The 17098-nt window shown below is 56.2% G+C and carries 17 protein-coding genes; 5 read left to right on the top strand and 12 right to left on the bottom strand.

The window, feature by feature from the left end:
* The first annotated feature begins 66 nt into the window (after positions 1 to 66).
* Complete coding sequence (locus V5P19_RS19770) at positions 67 to 927, top strand: helix-turn-helix domain-containing protein (protein WP_334406712.1); 861 nt, start codon at positions 67 to 69, stop codon at positions 925 to 927.
* Here V5P19_RS19770 and V5P19_RS19765 read toward each other — a convergent pair.
* From V5P19_RS19765 to V5P19_RS24730, 6 genes are all read right to left on the bottom strand, one after another.
* Positions 891 to 1778 (bottom strand): MurR/RpiR family transcriptional regulator, encoded by an 888-nt coding sequence (locus V5P19_RS19765; protein ID WP_334406710.1) that lies wholly within the window; start codon positions 1776 to 1778, stop codon positions 891 to 893. The two genes, V5P19_RS19770 and V5P19_RS19765, sit on opposite strands and share 37 nt — an antisense overlap.
* On the bottom strand, positions 1775 to 2725 hold the full coding sequence (locus V5P19_RS19760; protein WP_334406708.1) for an iron-siderophore ABC transporter substrate-binding protein: 951 nt from the start codon (positions 2723 to 2725) through the stop codon (positions 1775 to 1777). The genes V5P19_RS19765 and V5P19_RS19760 overlap by 4 nt, the downstream gene beginning before the upstream one ends.
* 9 nt (positions 2726 to 2734) lie before the next feature.
* Positions 2735 to 3775: an iron ABC transporter permease gene (locus tag V5P19_RS19755; RefSeq protein WP_334406706.1), complete on the bottom strand. Its 1041-nt coding sequence runs from the start codon at positions 3773 to 3775 to the stop codon at positions 2735 to 2737.
* Entirely contained in the window at positions 3772 to 4755 is a 984-nt protein-coding gene (locus tag V5P19_RS19750; RefSeq protein ID WP_334406704.1) for an iron ABC transporter permease, read from the bottom strand. The genes V5P19_RS19755 and V5P19_RS19750 overlap by 4 nt, the downstream gene beginning before the upstream one ends.
* Positions 4752 to 5564, bottom strand: coding sequence for an ABC transporter ATP-binding protein (locus tag V5P19_RS19745; RefSeq protein ID WP_334406702.1), 813 nt, complete (start codon positions 5562 to 5564; stop codon positions 4752 to 4754). The genes V5P19_RS19750 and V5P19_RS19745 overlap by 4 nt, the downstream gene beginning before the upstream one ends.
* A 328-nt stretch (positions 5565 to 5892) precedes the next feature.
* Positions 5893 to 6069, bottom strand: a complete 177-nt coding sequence (locus tag V5P19_RS24730) for a hypothetical protein (RefSeq protein ID WP_369077403.1) — start codon at positions 6067 to 6069, stop codon at positions 5893 to 5895.
* On the opposite strand from V5P19_RS24730, the gene V5P19_RS19740 reads away from it, so the two are divergent.
* Positions 6020 to 8086, top strand: a complete 2067-nt coding sequence (locus tag V5P19_RS19740) for a TonB-dependent siderophore receptor (RefSeq protein ID WP_369077404.1) — start codon at positions 6020 to 6022, stop codon at positions 8084 to 8086. The genes V5P19_RS24730 and V5P19_RS19740 overlap by 50 nt on opposite strands.
* A 32-nt stretch (positions 8087 to 8118) precedes the next feature.
* Here the strand turns inward: V5P19_RS19740 and parE are convergent, their stop codons facing one another.
* From parE to nudF, 5 genes are read right to left on the bottom strand one after another with little or no spacing between them, the layout of a single operon-like run.
* Positions 8119 to 10011, bottom strand: a complete 1893-nt coding sequence (parE, locus tag V5P19_RS19735) for a DNA topoisomerase IV subunit B (protein WP_334406698.1) — start codon at positions 10009 to 10011, stop codon at positions 8119 to 8121.
* 28 nt (positions 10012 to 10039) lie between these two features.
* Positions 10040 to 10621: an esterase YqiA gene (yqiA, locus tag V5P19_RS19730; RefSeq protein ID WP_334406696.1), complete on the bottom strand. Its 582-nt coding sequence runs from the start codon at positions 10619 to 10621 to the stop codon at positions 10040 to 10042.
* Positions 10621 to 11448 (bottom strand): 3',5'-cyclic-AMP phosphodiesterase, encoded by an 828-nt coding sequence (gene cpdA / locus V5P19_RS19725; protein ID WP_334406695.1) that lies wholly within the window; start codon positions 11446 to 11448, stop codon positions 10621 to 10623. Before cpdA ends, yqiA begins: the two co-directional genes overlap by 1 nt.
* Positions 11449 to 11475: 27 nt before the next feature.
* On the bottom strand, positions 11476 to 11898 hold the full coding sequence (locus V5P19_RS19720) for a DUF1249 family protein (protein WP_334406693.1): 423 nt from the start codon (positions 11896 to 11898) through the stop codon (positions 11476 to 11478).
* Complete coding sequence (gene nudF, locus V5P19_RS19715; protein ID WP_334406691.1) at positions 11895 to 12527, bottom strand: ADP-ribose diphosphatase; 633 nt, start codon at positions 12525 to 12527, stop codon at positions 11895 to 11897. The genes V5P19_RS19720 and nudF overlap by 4 nt, the downstream gene beginning before the upstream one ends.
* Before the next feature lie 204 nt (positions 12528 to 12731).
* Between nudF and tolC the strand changes: the two genes are divergently transcribed.
* The 3 genes from tolC (at position 12732) to V5P19_RS19700 (ending at position 16192) form a co-directional block, all read left to right on the top strand.
* Positions 12732 to 14210: an outer membrane channel protein TolC gene (tolC, locus tag V5P19_RS19710; protein WP_334406689.1), complete on the top strand. Its 1479-nt coding sequence runs from the start codon at positions 12732 to 12734 to the stop codon at positions 14208 to 14210.
* Positions 14211 to 14363: 153 nt separating this feature from the next.
* Entirely contained in the window at positions 14364 to 15029 is a 666-nt protein-coding gene (locus V5P19_RS19705; protein WP_334406790.1) for a DUF1190 family protein, read from the top strand.
* A 2-nt stretch (positions 15030 to 15031) separates the two neighbouring features.
* A complete protein-coding gene (locus V5P19_RS19700) occupies positions 15032 to 16192 on the top strand; it encodes a glutathionylspermidine synthase family protein (protein ID WP_334406687.1) in 1161 nt (386 codons plus the stop codon).
* 72 nt (positions 16193 to 16264) lie between these two features.
* Here the strand turns inward: V5P19_RS19700 and ygiD are convergent, their stop codons facing one another.
* Complete coding sequence (gene ygiD, locus V5P19_RS19695) at positions 16265 to 17053, bottom strand: 4,5-DOPA dioxygenase extradiol (RefSeq protein WP_334406685.1); 789 nt, start codon at positions 17051 to 17053, stop codon at positions 16265 to 16267.
* Positions 17054 to 17098: the final 45 nt, after the last annotated feature.

The following is a 17098-nucleotide window of genomic DNA, read 5'->3' as shown; positions in this document are numbered from 1 at the left end:
TGAGAAAATTTAAAAAGGTGGTTTATAAAGAGATTCTGGCCGGGAAAAATTGAGTTTTATTGCACTATGCGCGACACGCCAACCTCCGAGCATCTGGAGCTGATTACCCTAAACGACACCGTCGTGTCGTTTAGCCGCCTGTTTGCCAACACCGTGCGTTATCACCACTGGCACCAGTGTCTGGAAATTCTCTATGTGGAAGAAGGATTTGGCGTGGCGATTGTCGATAACCGCCACTACACCATGCGCCCCGGACGGCTGTTTTTCTTCCCGCCGTTTACCCTGCATAAGGTGAGGGTGGACCCGCAGGCGGAGGCGATTTACCGGCGCACGATTATTCATCTCGACCACCATGCGGTGTTGAAAACGCTGCGTGATTTTCCCCACACCCGGCAGCGGCTGGAGCGGCTTTCACGTCGTGGGGGGGAAGCGTGGGTTGCCGATGTCGCCGACAGCCATCGTCATATCGATCATCTGTTGAGCTGTTATCAATCACCCATGAACGGTGAGAGCATCGCCGGGCTGTTGATAAGCCTGTTTGCCATGATGCCTGATGATAACGCTGGCGCGCCGGGCAGTAGCCTGGGAATTGCCAGCCAGGTGATGTTCTGGCTGGATGAACATTACCAGGAGAAGTTCCGCCTGGACGCGCTGGCCGGGGAGTTGGGCAAATCACGTAGCTACGTGTCGCGAAAATTCCACGCGGAAACCGGCGAGAAGATCCACGACTACCTGAATACGTTACGGCTGCGCAAAGCGTGCGAGTGCTTGCTTCACTCGGATGCCAGCGTGCGTGAGATTGCCGCGCGGGTGGGGTTTTCCGACGTGACGTGGTTTATCAGCGCGTTTAAAAAAGGGATTGGGGAGACGCCGCTGCAGTACCGTAAAAATCATGCACTTTTCTTCCCCGGCTTTAACCCACGGTGAAACTCGTTGATACGCTTCATCGATTTGATGGTGCGCTGCGGTTCCGTAGAGGCCACGGATAAAATTATCATTTCCAGACAAAGAAGCACCGTGCCGTGCAGCGGTATTTTCCCCTTCTCCCCCCCGCGCGGAACGTGGATCACCACGCTGGCCTCTTTGCTGAAGCGCGAGTCGAGGGCATTGGTCAACAAAATGGTCGGAATACCCAGACGTTTTGCTTCACGCAGGGTTGTCTGTCCTTCCCGATGGGCAGATTTTTGCGCCATCATCACTAGCACGTCACCGCGCTGAAGGGCAATCAGCTGCTCGGCAAGGCCAATGCCGGTGCGGTTGAGCGGTATGGCGGGCAGCCCCATACGGCTGAACAATCTGGCCGTATAGTCGGCCAGAATGCCGGAGGCACCAATGCCAAAAATAGCGACCTGTCGCGCCTGCGCCAGCAACGATACCGCCTGCGCCATCGCGTAACGGTTACCGGGCTCAGACAGCACCTCACAGGTGTGCTGATGCCCTTCGAGCACAAAATCGATGCTCGCATTAACGTCGCTGGTGAGCGTATTCACCGTGGTGGACATCTTTTCACTGGAGCTGACCACCGGGCCAAACCACTGCTCCAGCGTCTGTTTCAGATCGCGCAGACCGGCAAAACCCAGCGCCTGGATGGCACGCACCACCGTGGCATCCGAGGTTTTCAGCCCCGCAGCAATTTCCATTGCCGTCTGCTCCATCACCGCTTCCCGATTCTCGTTGATGTAGCGCGCCACCTGCAGCAGACGCGGCGTCAGCTGGTGCGCACGCGATCGGAAGCGCTCGCCGTAGATATCCACGCGCGTTTTTTCTTTGCGGATCACTGCGACACCTCCGGCAGCGGACGTCCGGCAATATGCGACTGCACCTGCGCGGCCATAAGCCCTAAGGAGGCATACGAGTTCGAGATCGCCTCTTCACGAGAGATCAGCACGTAATGTCCTGTCCGGCAGGCATTCAGGAACTGACACCAGCCCGGCATCACAGCCTCCATTGCCGCCAGCTCATCCTGCGGTTTACCCCCGGAGTCGCCGCGCCAGGTGGCAAAGACAAAATCGGCATCCAGATCCGGCAGACGCTCTGCGCTGACGTCGATACGTCCGCCGTACGGGATGCGCTCAATCAGCGGAGGGAACCGGAATCCAGCGTCACGCAGCACGCGACCCAGCGAATGGTAGCTGTGCATGGCGTTGATCTTGCCCTGATTGGCCTGAATCACCGACACGGTAATCTTGCTGGTATCGATGGTCGCCTTCAGCGCCTTGATCTGTTCCTGATAGCGACGTTCCAAAATCTTCAGCCGCGCCTGCGTGCCGGTAAGCTGCGCCAGCTTGCGGTAAATCTCCGGCGCGCCGCCGTCGAGATGATCGATGCTCACCGTCGGGGCAATTTTTTCCAGCAGTTCCACCGGGGTGTTGCGGGTGGGCTCGGTGACGATCAGATCCGGTTTTGCGGCGGCAATGGCTTCGATATCAATATCCGCCGTGCCGATGAACCTGATGTCGGAATTATCAAAATCAACGCCCGTCAGCATGCCGCTGGAGCGAAGAAAATGGCTCCCGTCGGGACGCGTGCGGCCGTGGCTAGCCACCGGAGGCACGCCAAGCTCAATCAGCGGAATCGTGATATCCAGGTCATGCAGGGAGACGATCCGTTTCGGATGAACCGGCACCACGACCTTGCGGTTCAGATCGTCTGTAAACGTCTGCGTGGGCTCCGCCGCGCTCGCCGCCAATCCCACCAGCAACAGCATTGAAAAAAGTACGCGCATCTTTATCCCCTAAAATCTGTCCCGACGCTGCCAGAGCAGCAGCAGGAAAAACGGCCCGCCAATCAGTGAAATCACAATCCCCGCCGGAAGCTGTAGCGGCAAAAATGCCAGGCGTCCAACGTTATCCGCCAACAGAACCAGCAGCGCGCCCAGCACGGCGCTGCCCGTCAGCAGGGCTGCTTGTCCGCCACGCAGCAGCAGGCGAGCCATATGCGGCGCAATGAGTCCGACAAAACCGATACTGCCCACGCAGGAGACGCAGGCGGCCGTGAGCACCACCGGGGCCAACACGCGCAGCAGCGCTAATCGCGCGGTACGCACGCCAAGCCCCGTTGCGGCCGGGTTGCCCAGCAGCGCCACATCGGCAGCACGCGCGGTGAAGAGCAGCAGAGCAAATGCAGGTATCGCCCAGGCGGTCGCAATGCCGACCAGCGTCCAGTTAGCCGCATGCAGGCTACCCGCCAGCCACAGCATCGCCGTCTGCACGTCGCGCACGTCGGCGGTGGTCATAAAGATCCCCATCGCAGCGGCAAACGCCCATGAGACGCCAATGCCGATCAGGATAAATCGTGGACGCGAGATATCGTGCGCCAGCGCGACCACCAGCAGCGCGGTCAACAGCCCGCCCGCCATACCGAATATCGGACGCCAGAACAGCCCCAGCGCCGGGAACTGAAATATCAGCAGCAATACCGCTGCGCTACACCCCTCTTTCACGCCGATAAGGCCAGGGTCGGCCAGGCCATTACGGGTGATAGACTGCATCGCCGCGCCCGCCATCCCCAGCATCGCACCGCATAACACGGCCATCAGCAGGCGCGGTAAGCGAATATCCATCACGATATAGCGCATATCATCGTCTGGACGTTCGAGGTTAAACAGGGCGTGGCCGATGGCCGAGGCGGGAATGGGCATCGAACCGTGCGTCAGGCCAAAACAGAGCAGCACCAAGGCTAACATCAGGCACACGCAGAGCAGCGCCAGCGCCCGTGGCCGAACCCGAGCCGAGAACGGCCCGACGCGTAATGCACGCAGTCCAGCCCGGTTCATTTGAACAACCTCGACGCCATAAAGATAAAGACGGGAGCACCGACCAGTGCAGTCATGATGCCGGTGGCCAGCTCGTACGGCGTAAACAGCGTGCGGGCAGCGATATCCGCCAATAATAAAACCAACGCACCGCACAGGGCAGAGAGCGGCACCATCATGCGGAGATCTACCGACACCAGACGGCGAATCAGCTGCGGCACGACAAGCCCGATAAACCCGATCGGTCCGGCAATGGAGACCGCCGCGCCGCAAAGCAGCGCGATGGCCAGCAGGGCAAACAGACGGGTTTTTAGCAGCGAGACGCCAAGCCCCTGCGCCATCCTGTCCCCGAGCGCCAGCATATTGAGCGACGGTGACAGCCAGAGCGCCAGCGCAAAACCAGCCGCAGCGACCCAGGCGGCACTACGGATCGTCTCTCCGTTCAGCCCGGCTAAATCCCCCGCCAGCCAGGTGCGCATGGCGAGCAGCGTCTGCTCATCAAGCAGTAACACCGTGGCGGTAATCGATGACGCGAATGCCGACATTGCCACGCCGCACAGCGTGACCTTCATCGGGGTCAGGCCGGTACGCCCGGAAGACGAGAACATCAGCACCAGCATAAACAGCACGGCGGCACCGCAGGCGGCAATCAGCGGTCGGCCAAACGGCAGCGTAAGCCCAAGCGCGTTGGTCACAACGACGGCCAGCGCGGCCCCGGCATTCAGCCCCAGAATGTGCGGCTCACCCAGCGGGTTGCGGATGACGGACTGCAGCAGCACACCCGCCACACCCAGCGCAGCCCCCGTGGTCAGGGCAGCGCAAAGCCGTATCAGACGCAGCCTGATGATGACGTTATGGTCGAAATTGCGCGGGTCGAACTCAAGAAAAGCCTGCATCACCGTCTGGGGCGCAATAAAGCGTGCACCGATGCCCAGATGCGCCACCGCGCCCATCAGCAGCAGCAGGACGAAGAAAAGAAAAGCCAGAGATGTTCGCATCATGGTTGTTCAGCAACCTGGCGAAACGGCATAAAGAACGGTTTTCCGGTCAGCGGGTTTATCGACACGTGCACGTCAACGTCAAACACCGCTTTGATCAGTTCCGGCGTGCACATATCGCCTTCGTGAAGGACGCCCTGCACTTTCCCCTGGCGTAAAAAGACCAATGAATCACCGTAGTTCACCGCAAAATTGAGATCGTGCAGTACCACTACCACGGTGCGCCCGTGCTGGCGGGTTAGAGTATGCAACAGCTCGAGGATCTCAACCTGATAGCGGAGATCGAGATACGTCGTCGGCTCGTCCAGCAGGATATACGGCGTTTGCTGCGCCAGCGCCATGGCGATCCAGCAGCGTTGACGCTGGCCGCCGGACAGGCTTTCCACCGGTAAATGGGCAAACTCAGCCGTTCCGGTCAGGCGCAATGCTTCCCCCACCGCCAGTTCGTCTTCATCGCTCCACTGGCGCATAAAATTCTGCCACGGGAAGCGTCCGCGTGATACCAGCTCAAACACGGTGAGTCCTTCCGGCAGCAGCGGAGATTGCGGCAGGATCCCAAGCTGGCGGGCGACGGCTTTGGTGGGTTGTTCATGAATCGCTTTGCCATCGAGCAGCGCAGCACCGCCGAGCGGCTGCAGCAGACGTGCAATTGTACTCAGCAGCGTAGATTTTCCGCAGCCGTTCGCGCCCACCAGAACCGTCATTTTCTGCGGGGGGATGATGAGAGAGATATCATCAACGATGATTTTTTTCTGATAGCCCGCAGAAAGGTTTTCAAGAACCAATCCCGGTGTTTTCAAGTTGTGAGCCACGTGAACGCCAACGTAATAATAAAACTAACAAATAAAAATAAAACTCATTCTCTTTTGAGAGTTTGCCGCTGCGCTATGTAGTAGTCAAGAGAAGAAACACCCTGATATAACCACGGATAACTGGCATCACGCTACGCTGACTACACTTCATCTTTATTACTATATTTCAACTAATTACTTAAAAAATATCGTCATCAAAAACGGGTAACCACGGCTGTAGCTCATTTTTTGTTATTTCCATTTACTACTACATTCTTGCATGATTGAATGATTATCAATTACAAGTTCGATGCCATCAGGTTAACGAACAGACCGTAAGGGCAATGATTCATACCTTCTTCCACGAACTTTTATTCGGTGGATATTTCGGGAAAACAGATGTAATGGCTACGTTCACACCTTCTCTTTCTGGGATTAAAGGGCGCGCGCTCTTTTCGCTTTTGTTTATGGCACCTCTGGTACACGCCGCAGAGACCGCAGCGACAAAAGACGGCGAAACGCTCACCGTTACCGCCGATCCCCATGCCACGGTCGAGGCCACCAACGGCTATCAACCACTGAACACCTCCACCGCCACGTTGACCAACATGCCGATGCTGGATATCCCGCAGGTGGTGAATACCGTCAGCGATAAGGTATTGCAGGATCAAAATGCCACCACGCTCGACGAAGCGCTGTATAACGTCAGCAACGTGGTGCAAACCAACACCCTGGGCGGCACGCAGGATGCCTTTGTGCGTCGCGGTTTTGGCGCAAACCGCGACGGCTCAATCATGACCAATGGCCTGCGCACCGTACTGCCGCGTAGTTTTAACGCCGCCACCGAACGCGTGGAAGTGCTGAAAGGGCCAGCCTCTACGCTGTATGGCATCCTCGATCCGGGCGGCCTGATCAATGTAGTGACTAAACGCCCGGAAACCACCTTTGGCGGTTCGCTTTCCGCCACCTCTTCAAGCTTTGGCGGCGGTACCGGGCAGCTTGACGTTACCGGCCCGATTGACGGGACTCGCCTCGCCTACCGCCTGACGGGTGAATATCAGAACGAAGATTACTGGCGCAATTTTGGCACCGAGCGCAGCACCTTCATTGCCCCGTCGCTGACCTGGTTTGGCGATGATGCCACCGTGACCGTACTCTATTCGCATCGCGACTATAAGACGCCGTTCGATCGCGGAACGATCTTCGATCTCAATACCAAAAAGCCGGTCAACGTCGATCGCAAAACCCGCTTTGATGAGTCGTTTAACCTCACCGACGGCCAGTCCGATCTGGCGCAGCTTAACGTGAAATACCGCCTCAGTAGCCAATGGACGGCAACGTTCGACTACAGCTTTAGCCAGGATAGATACAGCGATAATCAGGCGCGCGTCATGGCCTACGATGCTAAAACGGGAAATCTGACCCGTCGCGTGGATGCGACTCAGGGGTCGACACAGCGAATGCACACCACCCGCGCGGATCTGCAGGGGAACGTGGATATCGCGGGCTTCTACAACGAGATCCTGACCGGCGTGTCATATGAGAATTACGATCTGCTGCGCACGGATATGATCCGCTGTAAGAACGTTAAAGATTTCAATATCTATAATCCGAGCTACGGCAATCTCGGCAAGTGCACCACCGTCTCCGCCGCCGACAGTGACCAGACCATTAAGCAGGAGAGCTACTCCGCTTACGCGCAGGACGCGTTGTATCTCACCGATAAATGGATAGCCGTGGCCGGGCTGCGCTATCAGTCTTACACCCAATATGCTGGGAAAGGTCGTCCGTTCAACGTCAACACCGACAGCCGCGACGACCAGTGGACGCCGAAGCTGGGGCTGGTTTACAAGCTCACGCCGTCCGTCTCGCTGTTTGCCAACTATTCGCAGACGTTTATGCCGCAATCGTCCATTGCGAGCTATATCGGGGATCTGCCACCAGAAACGTCAAATGCCTATGAAGTGGGCGCAAAGTTCGACCTGTTTGAGGGTATTACTGCGAATATCGCGCTGTTTGATATTCACAAGCGTAACGTGCTGTACACCGAGAGCGTCGGGGACGAGACCGTCGCGAAAACCGCGGGGCGCGTGCGCTCGCAGGGCGTAGAAGTGGATCTGGCGGGTTCGCTGACCGAAAACACCAATATTATTGCCAGCTACGGCTATACCGATGCGAAGGTGCTGGAAGATCCGGACTACGCCGGCAAACCGCTGCCGAACGTGCCGCGCCATACGGGCTCCCTGTTCCTGACCTACGATATTCATAACGTGCTCGGGAATACCCTGACGATTGGCGGCGGCGGGCACGGGGTGAGCCGTCGTTCAGCCACTAACGGTGCGGATTATTATCTACCGGGTTACGTCGTGGCGGATGCGTTTGCGGCCTACAAAATGAAGCTGCAGTATCCGGTGACGCTGCAGGTTAACGTGAAGAACCTGTTTGATAAGACCTACTACACCTCATCCATCGCGACCAACAACCTGGGCAACCAGATTGGCGATCCGCGCGAGGTGCAGTTTACGGTGAAGATGGAGTTTTGATGTAAAAAAGCCCTGCAACGCAGGGCTTTTTATCAGGCTTCAATATCCGCCATATCGCCTTTCTCCTGCAGCCAGTTACGCCGGTCTTCCGAACGTTTCTTGGCAAGGAGCATATCCATCATGGCGTTGGTTTGCTGTTCGTCTTCGTCGCTGATCGTCAGCTGCACCAGGCGGCGGGTGTTCGGATCGAGCGTCGTTTCGCGAAGCTGCATTGGGTTCATCTCGCCCAGCCCTTTGAAGCGCTGTACGTTAGGTTTACCCTTCTTGCGCTTAAGCTGTTCCAGCACGCCCGCTTTCTCTTCTTCCGTCAGCGCATAATAAACTTCTTTGCCGAGGTCGATACGGTAGAGCGGCGGCAGTGCCACGTGGACGTGACCGTTTTTCACCAGCGTGCGGAAGTGCTTCACAAACAGCGCGCACAGCAGCGTGGCAATGTGCAGACCATCAGAGTCCGCATCCGCGAGGATACAGACCTTGCCGTAGCGCAGCTGGCTCAGATCGTCGCTGTCCGGATCGATGCCGATCGCCACAGAGATATCATGCACTTCCTGCGAGGCCAGCACTTCATCAGAGGAGACTTCCCAGGTATTCAGGATCTTACCCTTGAGCGGCATGATCGCCTGATATTCACGGTCACGCGCCTGCTTGGCCGAACCGCCCGCAGAGTCCCCTTCAACCAGGAACAGCTCGGTACGATTCAGATCCTGCGCGGTGCAGTCCGCCAGCTTGCCCGGCAGCGCAGGGCCGCTGGTTAGCTTTTTACGCACCACTTTCTTGGCCGCGCGCAGGCGGCGCTGGGCGCTGGAGATCGCCATTTCAGCCAGCATTTCTGCCGCCTGAACGTTCTGGTTGAGCCACAGGGTGAACGCATCTTTGACCACGCCGGACACGAAAGCCGCGCACTGGCGTGAAGAGAGGCGCTCTTTGGTTTGACCGGCAAACTGCGGATCCTGCATCTTCACGGACAACACGTACGCGCAGCGATCCCAGATATCTTCCGCCGACAGCTTCACGCCGCGTGGCAGAATGTTGCGGTATTCGCAGAATTCGCGCATTGCGTCCAGCAGCCCCTGACGCAGACCGTTGACGTGGGTACCGCCAAGCATGGTCGGGATCAGGTTGACGTAGCTTTCGGTCAGCAGCTCGCCGCCTTCCGGTAGCCACAGCAGCGCCCAGTCCACCGCTTCGGTATCGCCGGTAAAATTACCAACAAACGGTTTTTCTGGCAGGGTCGGCAAGCCATTGACCGCTTCGCACAGATAGTCGTTAAGACCATCCTCATAGCGCCAGGTCTGCTCGGTATTGTTGACGTGATCTTTAAAGGTAATTTCAACGCCCGGACACAGTACCGCTTTGGCTTTCAGCAGGTGCGTCAGGCGAGAAACGGAAAAGCGTGGGCTGTCGAAGAAGCTTTCATCAGGCCAGAAGTGGACGCTGGTGCCGGTATTGCGTTTACCGCACGTGCCGACAACCTGCAGATCCTGCACTTTATCGCCATTTTCAAAGGCGATGTTATAGACCTGACCGTCACGACGGACGTTCACCTCCACGCGCTTTGACAAGGCGTTGACGACGGAGATCCCTACGCCGTGCAAACCACCGGAAAACTGGTAGTTTTTGTTGGAGAACTTACCGCCCGCATGCAGACGACAGAGGATCAGCTCAACAGCGGGGACCCCCTCTTCCGGGTGAATATCCACAGGCATGCCGCGCCCGTCGTCGATAACTTCCAGCGATTGATCGGCGTGCAGGATAACGTCAACGCGTTTGGCATGTCCTGCCAGCGCTTCGTCCACACTGTTATCAATAACTTCCTGGCCCAGGTGGTTTGGGCGTGTCGTATCGGTGTACATCCCCGGGCGGCGGCGAACCGGCTCAAGCCCGGTGAGAACCTCAATGGCATCAGCGTTATAGGTTTGCGTCATGATTTAAACTAGCAATTCGCATTGATTGTCAGTGGCTGTGCAGTCCAAGAAAATCGACAATCTGGGTGAAATGATTCTCAAAGCCCGTGAAAGCATGGTTTCCGCCCTCTTCTATAGTCTGGCGGCAGGATGCGTAATACGCCACTGCCTGGCGGTAATCCAGCACTTCATCCCCCGTTTGCTGTAGCAGCCAGATAAGATCCGGCGCGTCAAGCGGGTCGACCTGCATAACTTTGAGATCGTAAATATGGCGTGACTCTAGCACATATTGTTGGCCGGTGTAGGGGTTCTCGTTTTCGCCAAGAAAGTCCCTCAGCAGCTCAAATGGCCGTACCGCCGGGTTAACAACAACTGCGGGAAGCATAAAGCATTGCGAGAGCCAGGTGGCGTAATAGCCGCCCAGCGATGAGCCGACGACCCCGAAGGATTCTCCGCCGTGTTCCAACACAATGGACTCGAGCATATCCGCCGCATCAGCCGGGTAAGGCGGCAGTTGCGGAACGATCATCTCCACGTGCGGATGCTGTTCACTCAGCCACTGGCGAAACTGTGTCGCTTTAGCAGATCGTGGCGAGCTGTTAAACCCGTGCAGGTAAAGGAGCGTAGACATCAATAGCCTTCTGAAGCGGTATCTGGGCGGAATTTCGCGCCTGGCAAACGGCAAACTTCCGTCGTCAATGTGCCATCGGCATGCAGTTCCAGCCAGCGCCAGCCCGGTGCGATGGTATCCAGAGTAAAGTTGGCGCAGTGCGGCTTAAACTGAACGCAGGTCGACGGTGTCGCGAGCAGGCGGCGACCATTCCAGTCGAGATCCAGTTCCTGATGGATATGCCCGCACAGCAGATTTTTCACGCGAGGGAATTTCATCAGTACGCGGTCCAGCGCCGCAGAGTTGCGCAAGCTATGTTGATCGAGCCAGCTACACCCCGCCGGCAGCGGGTGATGATGAAGCAACAGCAGCGTATTGCGATCCGGTTCGGCAATGAGCTTTTTCTCCAGCCATTCGAGCTGAAACTCACTTAACTCGCCGTGCGGGACACCAAACACCTGGCTGTCGAGCAGCAAGATTTGCCAATTTTCACCGACAAAAACACATTTGGCGGGGGAGATCCCGGCGCTGAGCAGCGAACTGAACATAGCAGGCTGGAAGTCATGGTTACCCGGTAGCCAGACACAGGGCACGCTGAAGCTCGCGATACCCTCAGCAAAATGCTGATAGGCCGCGGAAGATTGATCCTGCGCCAGATCGCCCGTTGCAACAATCAGATCGCAAGCGCGGCTTTCGGCATGTATCGCGCTAAGTACGGCCTGATAGCTCTCCCAGGTGTTCACCCCCAGCAACGTTTCATGCTTTTCGCCAAAAAGGTGGGTATCGGTGATTTGTAATATCCTGACTGGCGCCCCACCAGCAACAGTCAGGTTCAACAGGCTTTCCAAATGGTGTCCTTAGGTAGGTTTATGACGCTAACAAACCGGAATCGCCATTGCTCCATGTGCTAAACAATATCTTAGCCAGTCGGCTAAAAACTGGTTAATTTGATGCTTTTCGTCGCGTTGATGCAACTTTTTATTCGGGTAATCATACCGCGCCTTGAAGCGAAAGATCTGCTGACTTGAACACACTTCAGCGACCATCGCGTCGTGATAGAGGCGCACCGACATTGACGGCAAGCTCCAGTAGCTGATACTAGGTGCCGTTTGCTCAATGTCGACCAGGGTAGTGTAACGCGTTGATTCTGTTATCGTTAACCGATACTGTGCGTTGCTCACCTGATAGCTTACCGTTTCGCCGGGTGCGTCGTTTCGCGGCAACAGGCGGCGCAATTGCGCGAAATTGGTTTCGCACAAGCGCATCATTTCTGGGAAGTCAGGTGTATAGCGCTTCATTTTTTCCACTCGTTTCGTAATGTCTGATAGTGCAGTTGCAGCCATTGCAGGGCAATGACAGACGCTGCGTTGTCGATTTTCCCCTCTTCTACCCACTGGTAAGCCTGCTCCCGACTCACCACATGAACACGAATATCTTCGTTTTCATCTGCCAGACCGTGGATCCCTTCCGCCGTCGTGGCGTCCACTTCACCCACCATAATAGACAAGCGCTCGCTGGTACCACCCGGGCTTGCGAGATAGCTCAGCACCGGTTTCGTACGGCCCACAACCAGACCCGCCTCTTCCAGCGCCTCGCGGCGGGCAACGTCTTCGACCGATTCGCCCGCTTCGATCATCCCGGCCACCATCTCCAGTAACCAGGGGCTCTCACTGACGTCATAGGCCGCAATTCGAATCTGCTCAACCAGCACAACTTCGTCTCGCACTGGGTCAAAGGGTAGCAAGACTGCCGCATGCCCGCGCTCAAAAATTTCGCGTCGAATTTCGCCGCTCATCTCGCCGTTAAACAGACGATGCCTGAAACGGTAAAGATCCATTGAAAAAAAACCGCTATATAGCGTTTCTCGTGCAATAATTTCTACATCGTTTTTGGCGAATGTCACTGGCAACTTATCTGTTTTTTGCATGATTCGAATCCTGGTAGCAATGGTGATGAAATGATGAATTTCAAGCCTGTTTGGCTGCCGTTTGAAAGGCTATATGGTAGATTGGTGCAAATTACCGCCAGATGGCACGTAACGCCAACCTTTTGGTGTGGAAGATTCTGTTAGAATCGGCAATTATTTTTTAATTAGATCAGCGCTAATACTGCTTCACAACAAGGAATGCAAATGAAGAAATTGCTCCCCATCCTTATCGGCCTGAGCCTGACGGGCTTCAGTGCAATGAGCCAGGCGGAAAACCTGTTACAGGTCTACCAGCAGGCACGTCTGGGCAACCCTGATTTACGTAAATCAGCGGCCGATCGTGATGCTGCGTTTGAAAAAATTAACGAAGCACGTAGTCCGCTGCTGCCGCAGCTGGGCTTAGGTGCAGATTATACCTACAGCAACGGTTTTCGCGACGCTAACGGCGTCAACTCTAACGCCACCAGTGCATCACTGCAGCTGACGCAGACGCTGTTTGATATGTCTAAATGGCGCGCCCTGACGCTGCAAGAGAAGAGCGCGGGCATCCAGGACGTGACCTATCAGACCGATCAGCAAACGCTGATCCTTAACACCGCCACGGCTTACTTCAACGTGCTGAGCGCAATTGACTCGCTCTCCTACACTGAAGCGCAGAAACAGGCAATTTATCGTCAGTTAGATCAAACCACCCAGCGTTTCAACGTGGGTCTGGTGGCGATTACCGACGTGCAGAACGCCCGTTCACAGTACGACAGCGTACTGGCTAACGAAGTGACCGCGCGTAATAACCTCGACAACGCGCTGGAATCACTGCGTCAGGTTACCGGTAATTATTACCCAGAGCTGGCCTCCCTGAATGTCGACAACTTTAAAACCGACAAACCGCAGGCCGTGAACGCGCTGCTGAAAGAAGCGGAAAACCGTAACCTGGCCTTGCTGCAGGCACGTCTGAGCCAGGATCTGGCGCGTGAACAGATTCGTCAGGCACAGGATGGTCATCTGCCAACCCTGAGCCTGAGCGCCTCTACTGGCGTCTCTGATACCACCTACAGCGGCTCTAAAACCAATACAGCCCAGTATGACGACAGCAACATGGGTCAAAACAAAGTGGGCCTGAACTTCTCACTGCCGCTGTATCAGGGTGGAATGGTGAACTCTCAGGTGAAACAGGCGCAGTACAACTTTGTGGGTGCGAGCGAGCAACTGGAAAGCGCACACCGTAACGTGGTGCAGACCGTTCGTTCTTCCTTCAACAACGTTAACGCCTCCATCAGCAGCATCAACGCCTATAAGCAGGCCGTTGTTTCTGCCCAGAGCTCACTGGACGCGATGGAAGCAGGCTATTCCGTTGGTACGCGTACTATCGTTGACGTGTTAGACGCAACGACCACGCTGTATAACGCTAAACAGCAGCTCTCCAGCGCACGTTACCAGTACCTGATTAACCAGCTGAACATCAAACAAGCGCTGGGTACGTTGAACGAGCAAGACCTGCAGTCGCTGAACAGCGCGCTGGGTAAAGCCGTTTCGACCTCCCCGGATAGCGTTGCGCCTGAGAATCCACAGCAGGTCGCCGCGGTAGATAACTTTAATGGTGACAGCACGGCTGCCGCAGCACAGCCAGCCACAGCGCGCACCAGCGCCCCGACAAGCAGCGGTAATAATCCGTTCCGTCATTAAGTATTGCCCTCCCTCTCCTTCGGGAGAGGGAACCCTTATCACATCCAAACGTAAGCCAACGTAAAGATCCCCCCGAATCCCCCTCTGCGCTTCATTTTCAACCACTCATCCTCTATCCTGAGCGTTATTACCACTGGGTCCAGGAAGACAATGATGAAACGGACAAAAACAATTAATCACGCCTCGTTCCGCAAAAGCTGGAACGCACGTCATCTCACCCCTGTCGCATTGGCGATCACCGCTGTTTTTATGCTGGCGGGCTGTGAGCAAAATGACGAGACGGTGTCGATGTATCAAAATGCGGACGACTGCTCGGCCGCAACCGGCAAAGCCGCAGAATGTACGACTGCGTATAACAACGCCGTGAAAGAGGCGGAACGTACCGCCCCGAAATACGCCTCACGCGAAGACTGTGTCGCCGAATTCGGCGAAGGTCAGTGCCAGCAGGCACCTGCTCAGGCAGGTATGGCTCCAGAAAATCAGGCGCAGGCACAGTCCAGCGGCAGCTTCTGGATGCCGTTGATGGCCGGCTACATGATGGGCCGGATGATGAGCGGTGGCGCAGGCTACCAGCAGCAGCCGCTGTTTAGCTCCAAAAATCCAAATAGCCCGGCATACGGTAAATATACCGACGCCAGCGGTAAAAACTATGGTGCCGCAACGCCTGGCCGTACCACGACCGTGCCAAAATCGGCAATGGCGCCGAAACCTGCCACCACCAGCACCGTCACCCGTGGCGGCTTCGGTGAGTCCGTGGCGAAACAAAGCGCCATGCAGCGCAGCGCGACCGGTTCCTCGACTCGCTCAATGGGCGGCTGATCATGGAACGAGTCAGTATTGTTGAGCGCCCGGACTGGCGCGAAAAAGCGACCGAATACGGCTTTAACTTCCACACCATGTACGGCGAGCCGTACTGGTGTGAAGATGCCTATTACAGGCTCACCCTCGCCCAGGTTGAAAAACTGGAAGAGGTAACCGCAGAGCTGCACCAGATGTGTTTGAAGGTGGTAGAAAAGGTTATCGACAGCGACGCGCTGCTGACCAAATTCCGCATTCCAAAGCATACCTGGAGCTTTGTGCGTCAATCGTGGAAAACCCACCAGCCATCGCTCTACTCTCGCCTCGATCTGGCGTGGGACGGCGTGGGCGAACCTAAACTGTTAGAGAACAACGCCGATACGCCGACCTCGCTGTATGAGGCCGCGTTTTTCCAGTGGATCTGGCTGGAAGATCAGGTCAGCGCCGGAAACCTGCCGGAAGGTAGCGATCAGTTCAACAGCCTGCAGGAAAAGCTGATTGAGCGTTTCGCTGAGCTGCGTGAACAACACGGCTTTAACCTGCTGCACCTTGCCTGCTGCCGCGACACGGAAGAAGACCGTGGAACGGTTCAGTACCTGCAGGACTGTGCTGCCGAAGCGGAAGTGGCGACCGAGTTCCTGTTTATCGAAGACATTGGTCTGGGTGAGAAAGGCCAGTTTACCGATACGCAGGATCAGGTGATCAGCAACCTGTTCAAGCTCTATCCGTGGGAATACATGCTGCGCGAAATGTTCTCCACCAAGCTGGAAGATGCCGGTGTCCGCTGGCTGGAACCTGCGTGGAAGAGCATTATCTCCAACAAAGCCCTGCTGCCGATGCTCTGGGAAATGTTCCCGAACCACCCTAACCTGCTGGCAGCTTACTTTGCGGAAGACGATCACCCGCAGATGGAGAAGTTCGTCGTTAAGCCGATCTTCTCCCGCGAAGGGGCGAACGTGTCGATCATCGAAAACGGCAAAACGCTGGAAGCGGTTGAAGGACCGTACGGCGAAGAAGGGATGATCGTCCAGGAGTTCTATCAACTGCCGAAGTTTGGCGACAGCTATACGCTGATTGGTAGCTGGCTCATTAACGATCGGCCTGCCGGGATTGGCATCCGCGAAGATCGCGCGCTGATCACCCAGGATCTATCACGCTTTTACCCGCATATTTTTGTGGAGTAATTGTTGTTGTGCCGGGGTGCGGCCAGACGCCCTCACCCCGGCTCTCTCCCACGGGGAGAGGGCGAAAAGACGTTACCCCACCTGCACCGACAACATACTCAAGCTGCCCATCTCAATGCCATCGACCGGGATCGTTATCGATTCCTGGCCATCCCACGCACCCAATACATACAGCAGCGGCAGGAAGTGTTCCGGCGTCGGGTTAGAGAGCGAACCGCCTTCGTGATCGAGATAATTAACCAGCGGGTGCTGCTCAACCGGGCCTTGCCAGGCGAGATTGTCTTTCACATAGTTGTTAAAAGAGGTCGCCCACGGATACGGCGTGTTTTCACCGTGCCAGCGTGCCGTGCGCAGGTTATGCACCACGTTACCGCTTGCCACCAGCATAATGCCTTCATCGCGAAGCGTCGCCAGCTTACGGCCCATCGCCATATGCCAGGCTGCCGGTTTGGTGCTGTCTATGCTCAACTGCACCATCGGGATATCCGCATCGGGGTACATTTTTATCAGCACGCCCCAGGAGCCGTGGTCAAAACCCCAGGCCTCTTTATCCAGAGCAACCGTGACAGGAGCCAGCAGATCAACCAGCTGCTGTGCCAGCGCAGGGGAGCCTGGTGCCGGATAGTGCGTATCATACAACGCCTGCGGGAAGCCGCCGAAATCATGAATGGTTTTCGGCGTTTCCATTGCGGTAACGCCTGTACCACGCGTAAACCAGTGTGCAGACACCACCACAATCGCTTTCGGACGCGGCAACGTCTCACCCAGATGTCGCCATGTGCGGGTATAGACGTTATCTTCCAGGACGTTCATTGGGCTACCGTGGCCTAAAAACAGTGCTGGCATACGAGAAGAAGTCATGGTGATATCCTTACAGAAGGTGTCAATTTAATGGTGCTACATTAC

Source organism: Enterobacter sp. UNJFSC 003 (assembly GCF_036903355.1).
Taxonomy (GTDB): domain Bacteria; phylum Pseudomonadota; class Gammaproteobacteria; order Enterobacterales; family Enterobacteriaceae; genus Enterobacter.
This window is presented reverse-complemented; position numbering and strand designations above follow the sequence as displayed.

What these genes read in the sequence shown, in the direction of transcription:
- V5P19_RS19770 (WP_334406712.1), top strand. Translation starts at nt 67, where the DNA reads ATGCGCGACACGCCAACCTCCGAGCATCTGGAGCTGATTACCCTAAAC.
- V5P19_RS19760 (WP_334406708.1), bottom strand. Translation starts at nt 2,725, where the DNA reads ATGCGCGTACTTTTTTCAATGCTGTTGCTGGTGGGATTGGCGGCGAGC.
- V5P19_RS19755 (WP_334406706.1), bottom strand. Translation starts at nt 3,775, where the DNA reads ATGAACCGGGCTGGACTGCGTGCATTACGCGTCGGGCCGTTCTCGGCT.
- V5P19_RS19750 (WP_334406704.1), bottom strand. Translation starts at nt 4,755, where the DNA reads ATGATGCGAACATCTCTGGCTTTTCTTTTCTTCGTCCTGCTGCTGCTG.
- parE (WP_334406698.1), bottom strand. Translation starts at nt 10,011, where the DNA reads ATGACGCAAACCTATAACGCTGATGCCATTGAGGTTCTCACCGGGCTT.
- yqiA (WP_334406696.1), bottom strand. Translation starts at nt 10,621, where the DNA reads ATGTCTACGCTCCTTTACCTGCACGGGTTTAACAGCTCGCCACGATCT.
- V5P19_RS19720 (WP_334406693.1), bottom strand. Translation starts at nt 11,898, where the DNA reads ATGAAGCGCTATACACCTGACTTCCCAGAAATGATGCGCTTGTGCGAA.
- nudF (WP_334406691.1), bottom strand. Translation starts at nt 12,527, where the DNA reads ATGCAAAAAACAGATAAGTTGCCAGTGACATTCGCCAAAAACGATGTA.
- tolC (WP_334406689.1), top strand. Translation starts at nt 12,732, where the DNA reads ATGAAGAAATTGCTCCCCATCCTTATCGGCCTGAGCCTGACGGGCTTC.
- V5P19_RS19705 (WP_334406790.1), top strand. Translation starts at nt 14,364, where the DNA reads ATGAAACGGACAAAAACAATTAATCACGCCTCGTTCCGCAAAAGCTGG.
- V5P19_RS19700 (WP_334406687.1), top strand. Translation starts at nt 15,032, where the DNA reads ATGGAACGAGTCAGTATTGTTGAGCGCCCGGACTGGCGCGAAAAAGCG.
- ygiD (WP_334406685.1), bottom strand. Translation starts at nt 17,053, where the DNA reads ATGACTTCTTCTCGTATGCCAGCACTGTTTTTAGGCCACGGTAGCCCA.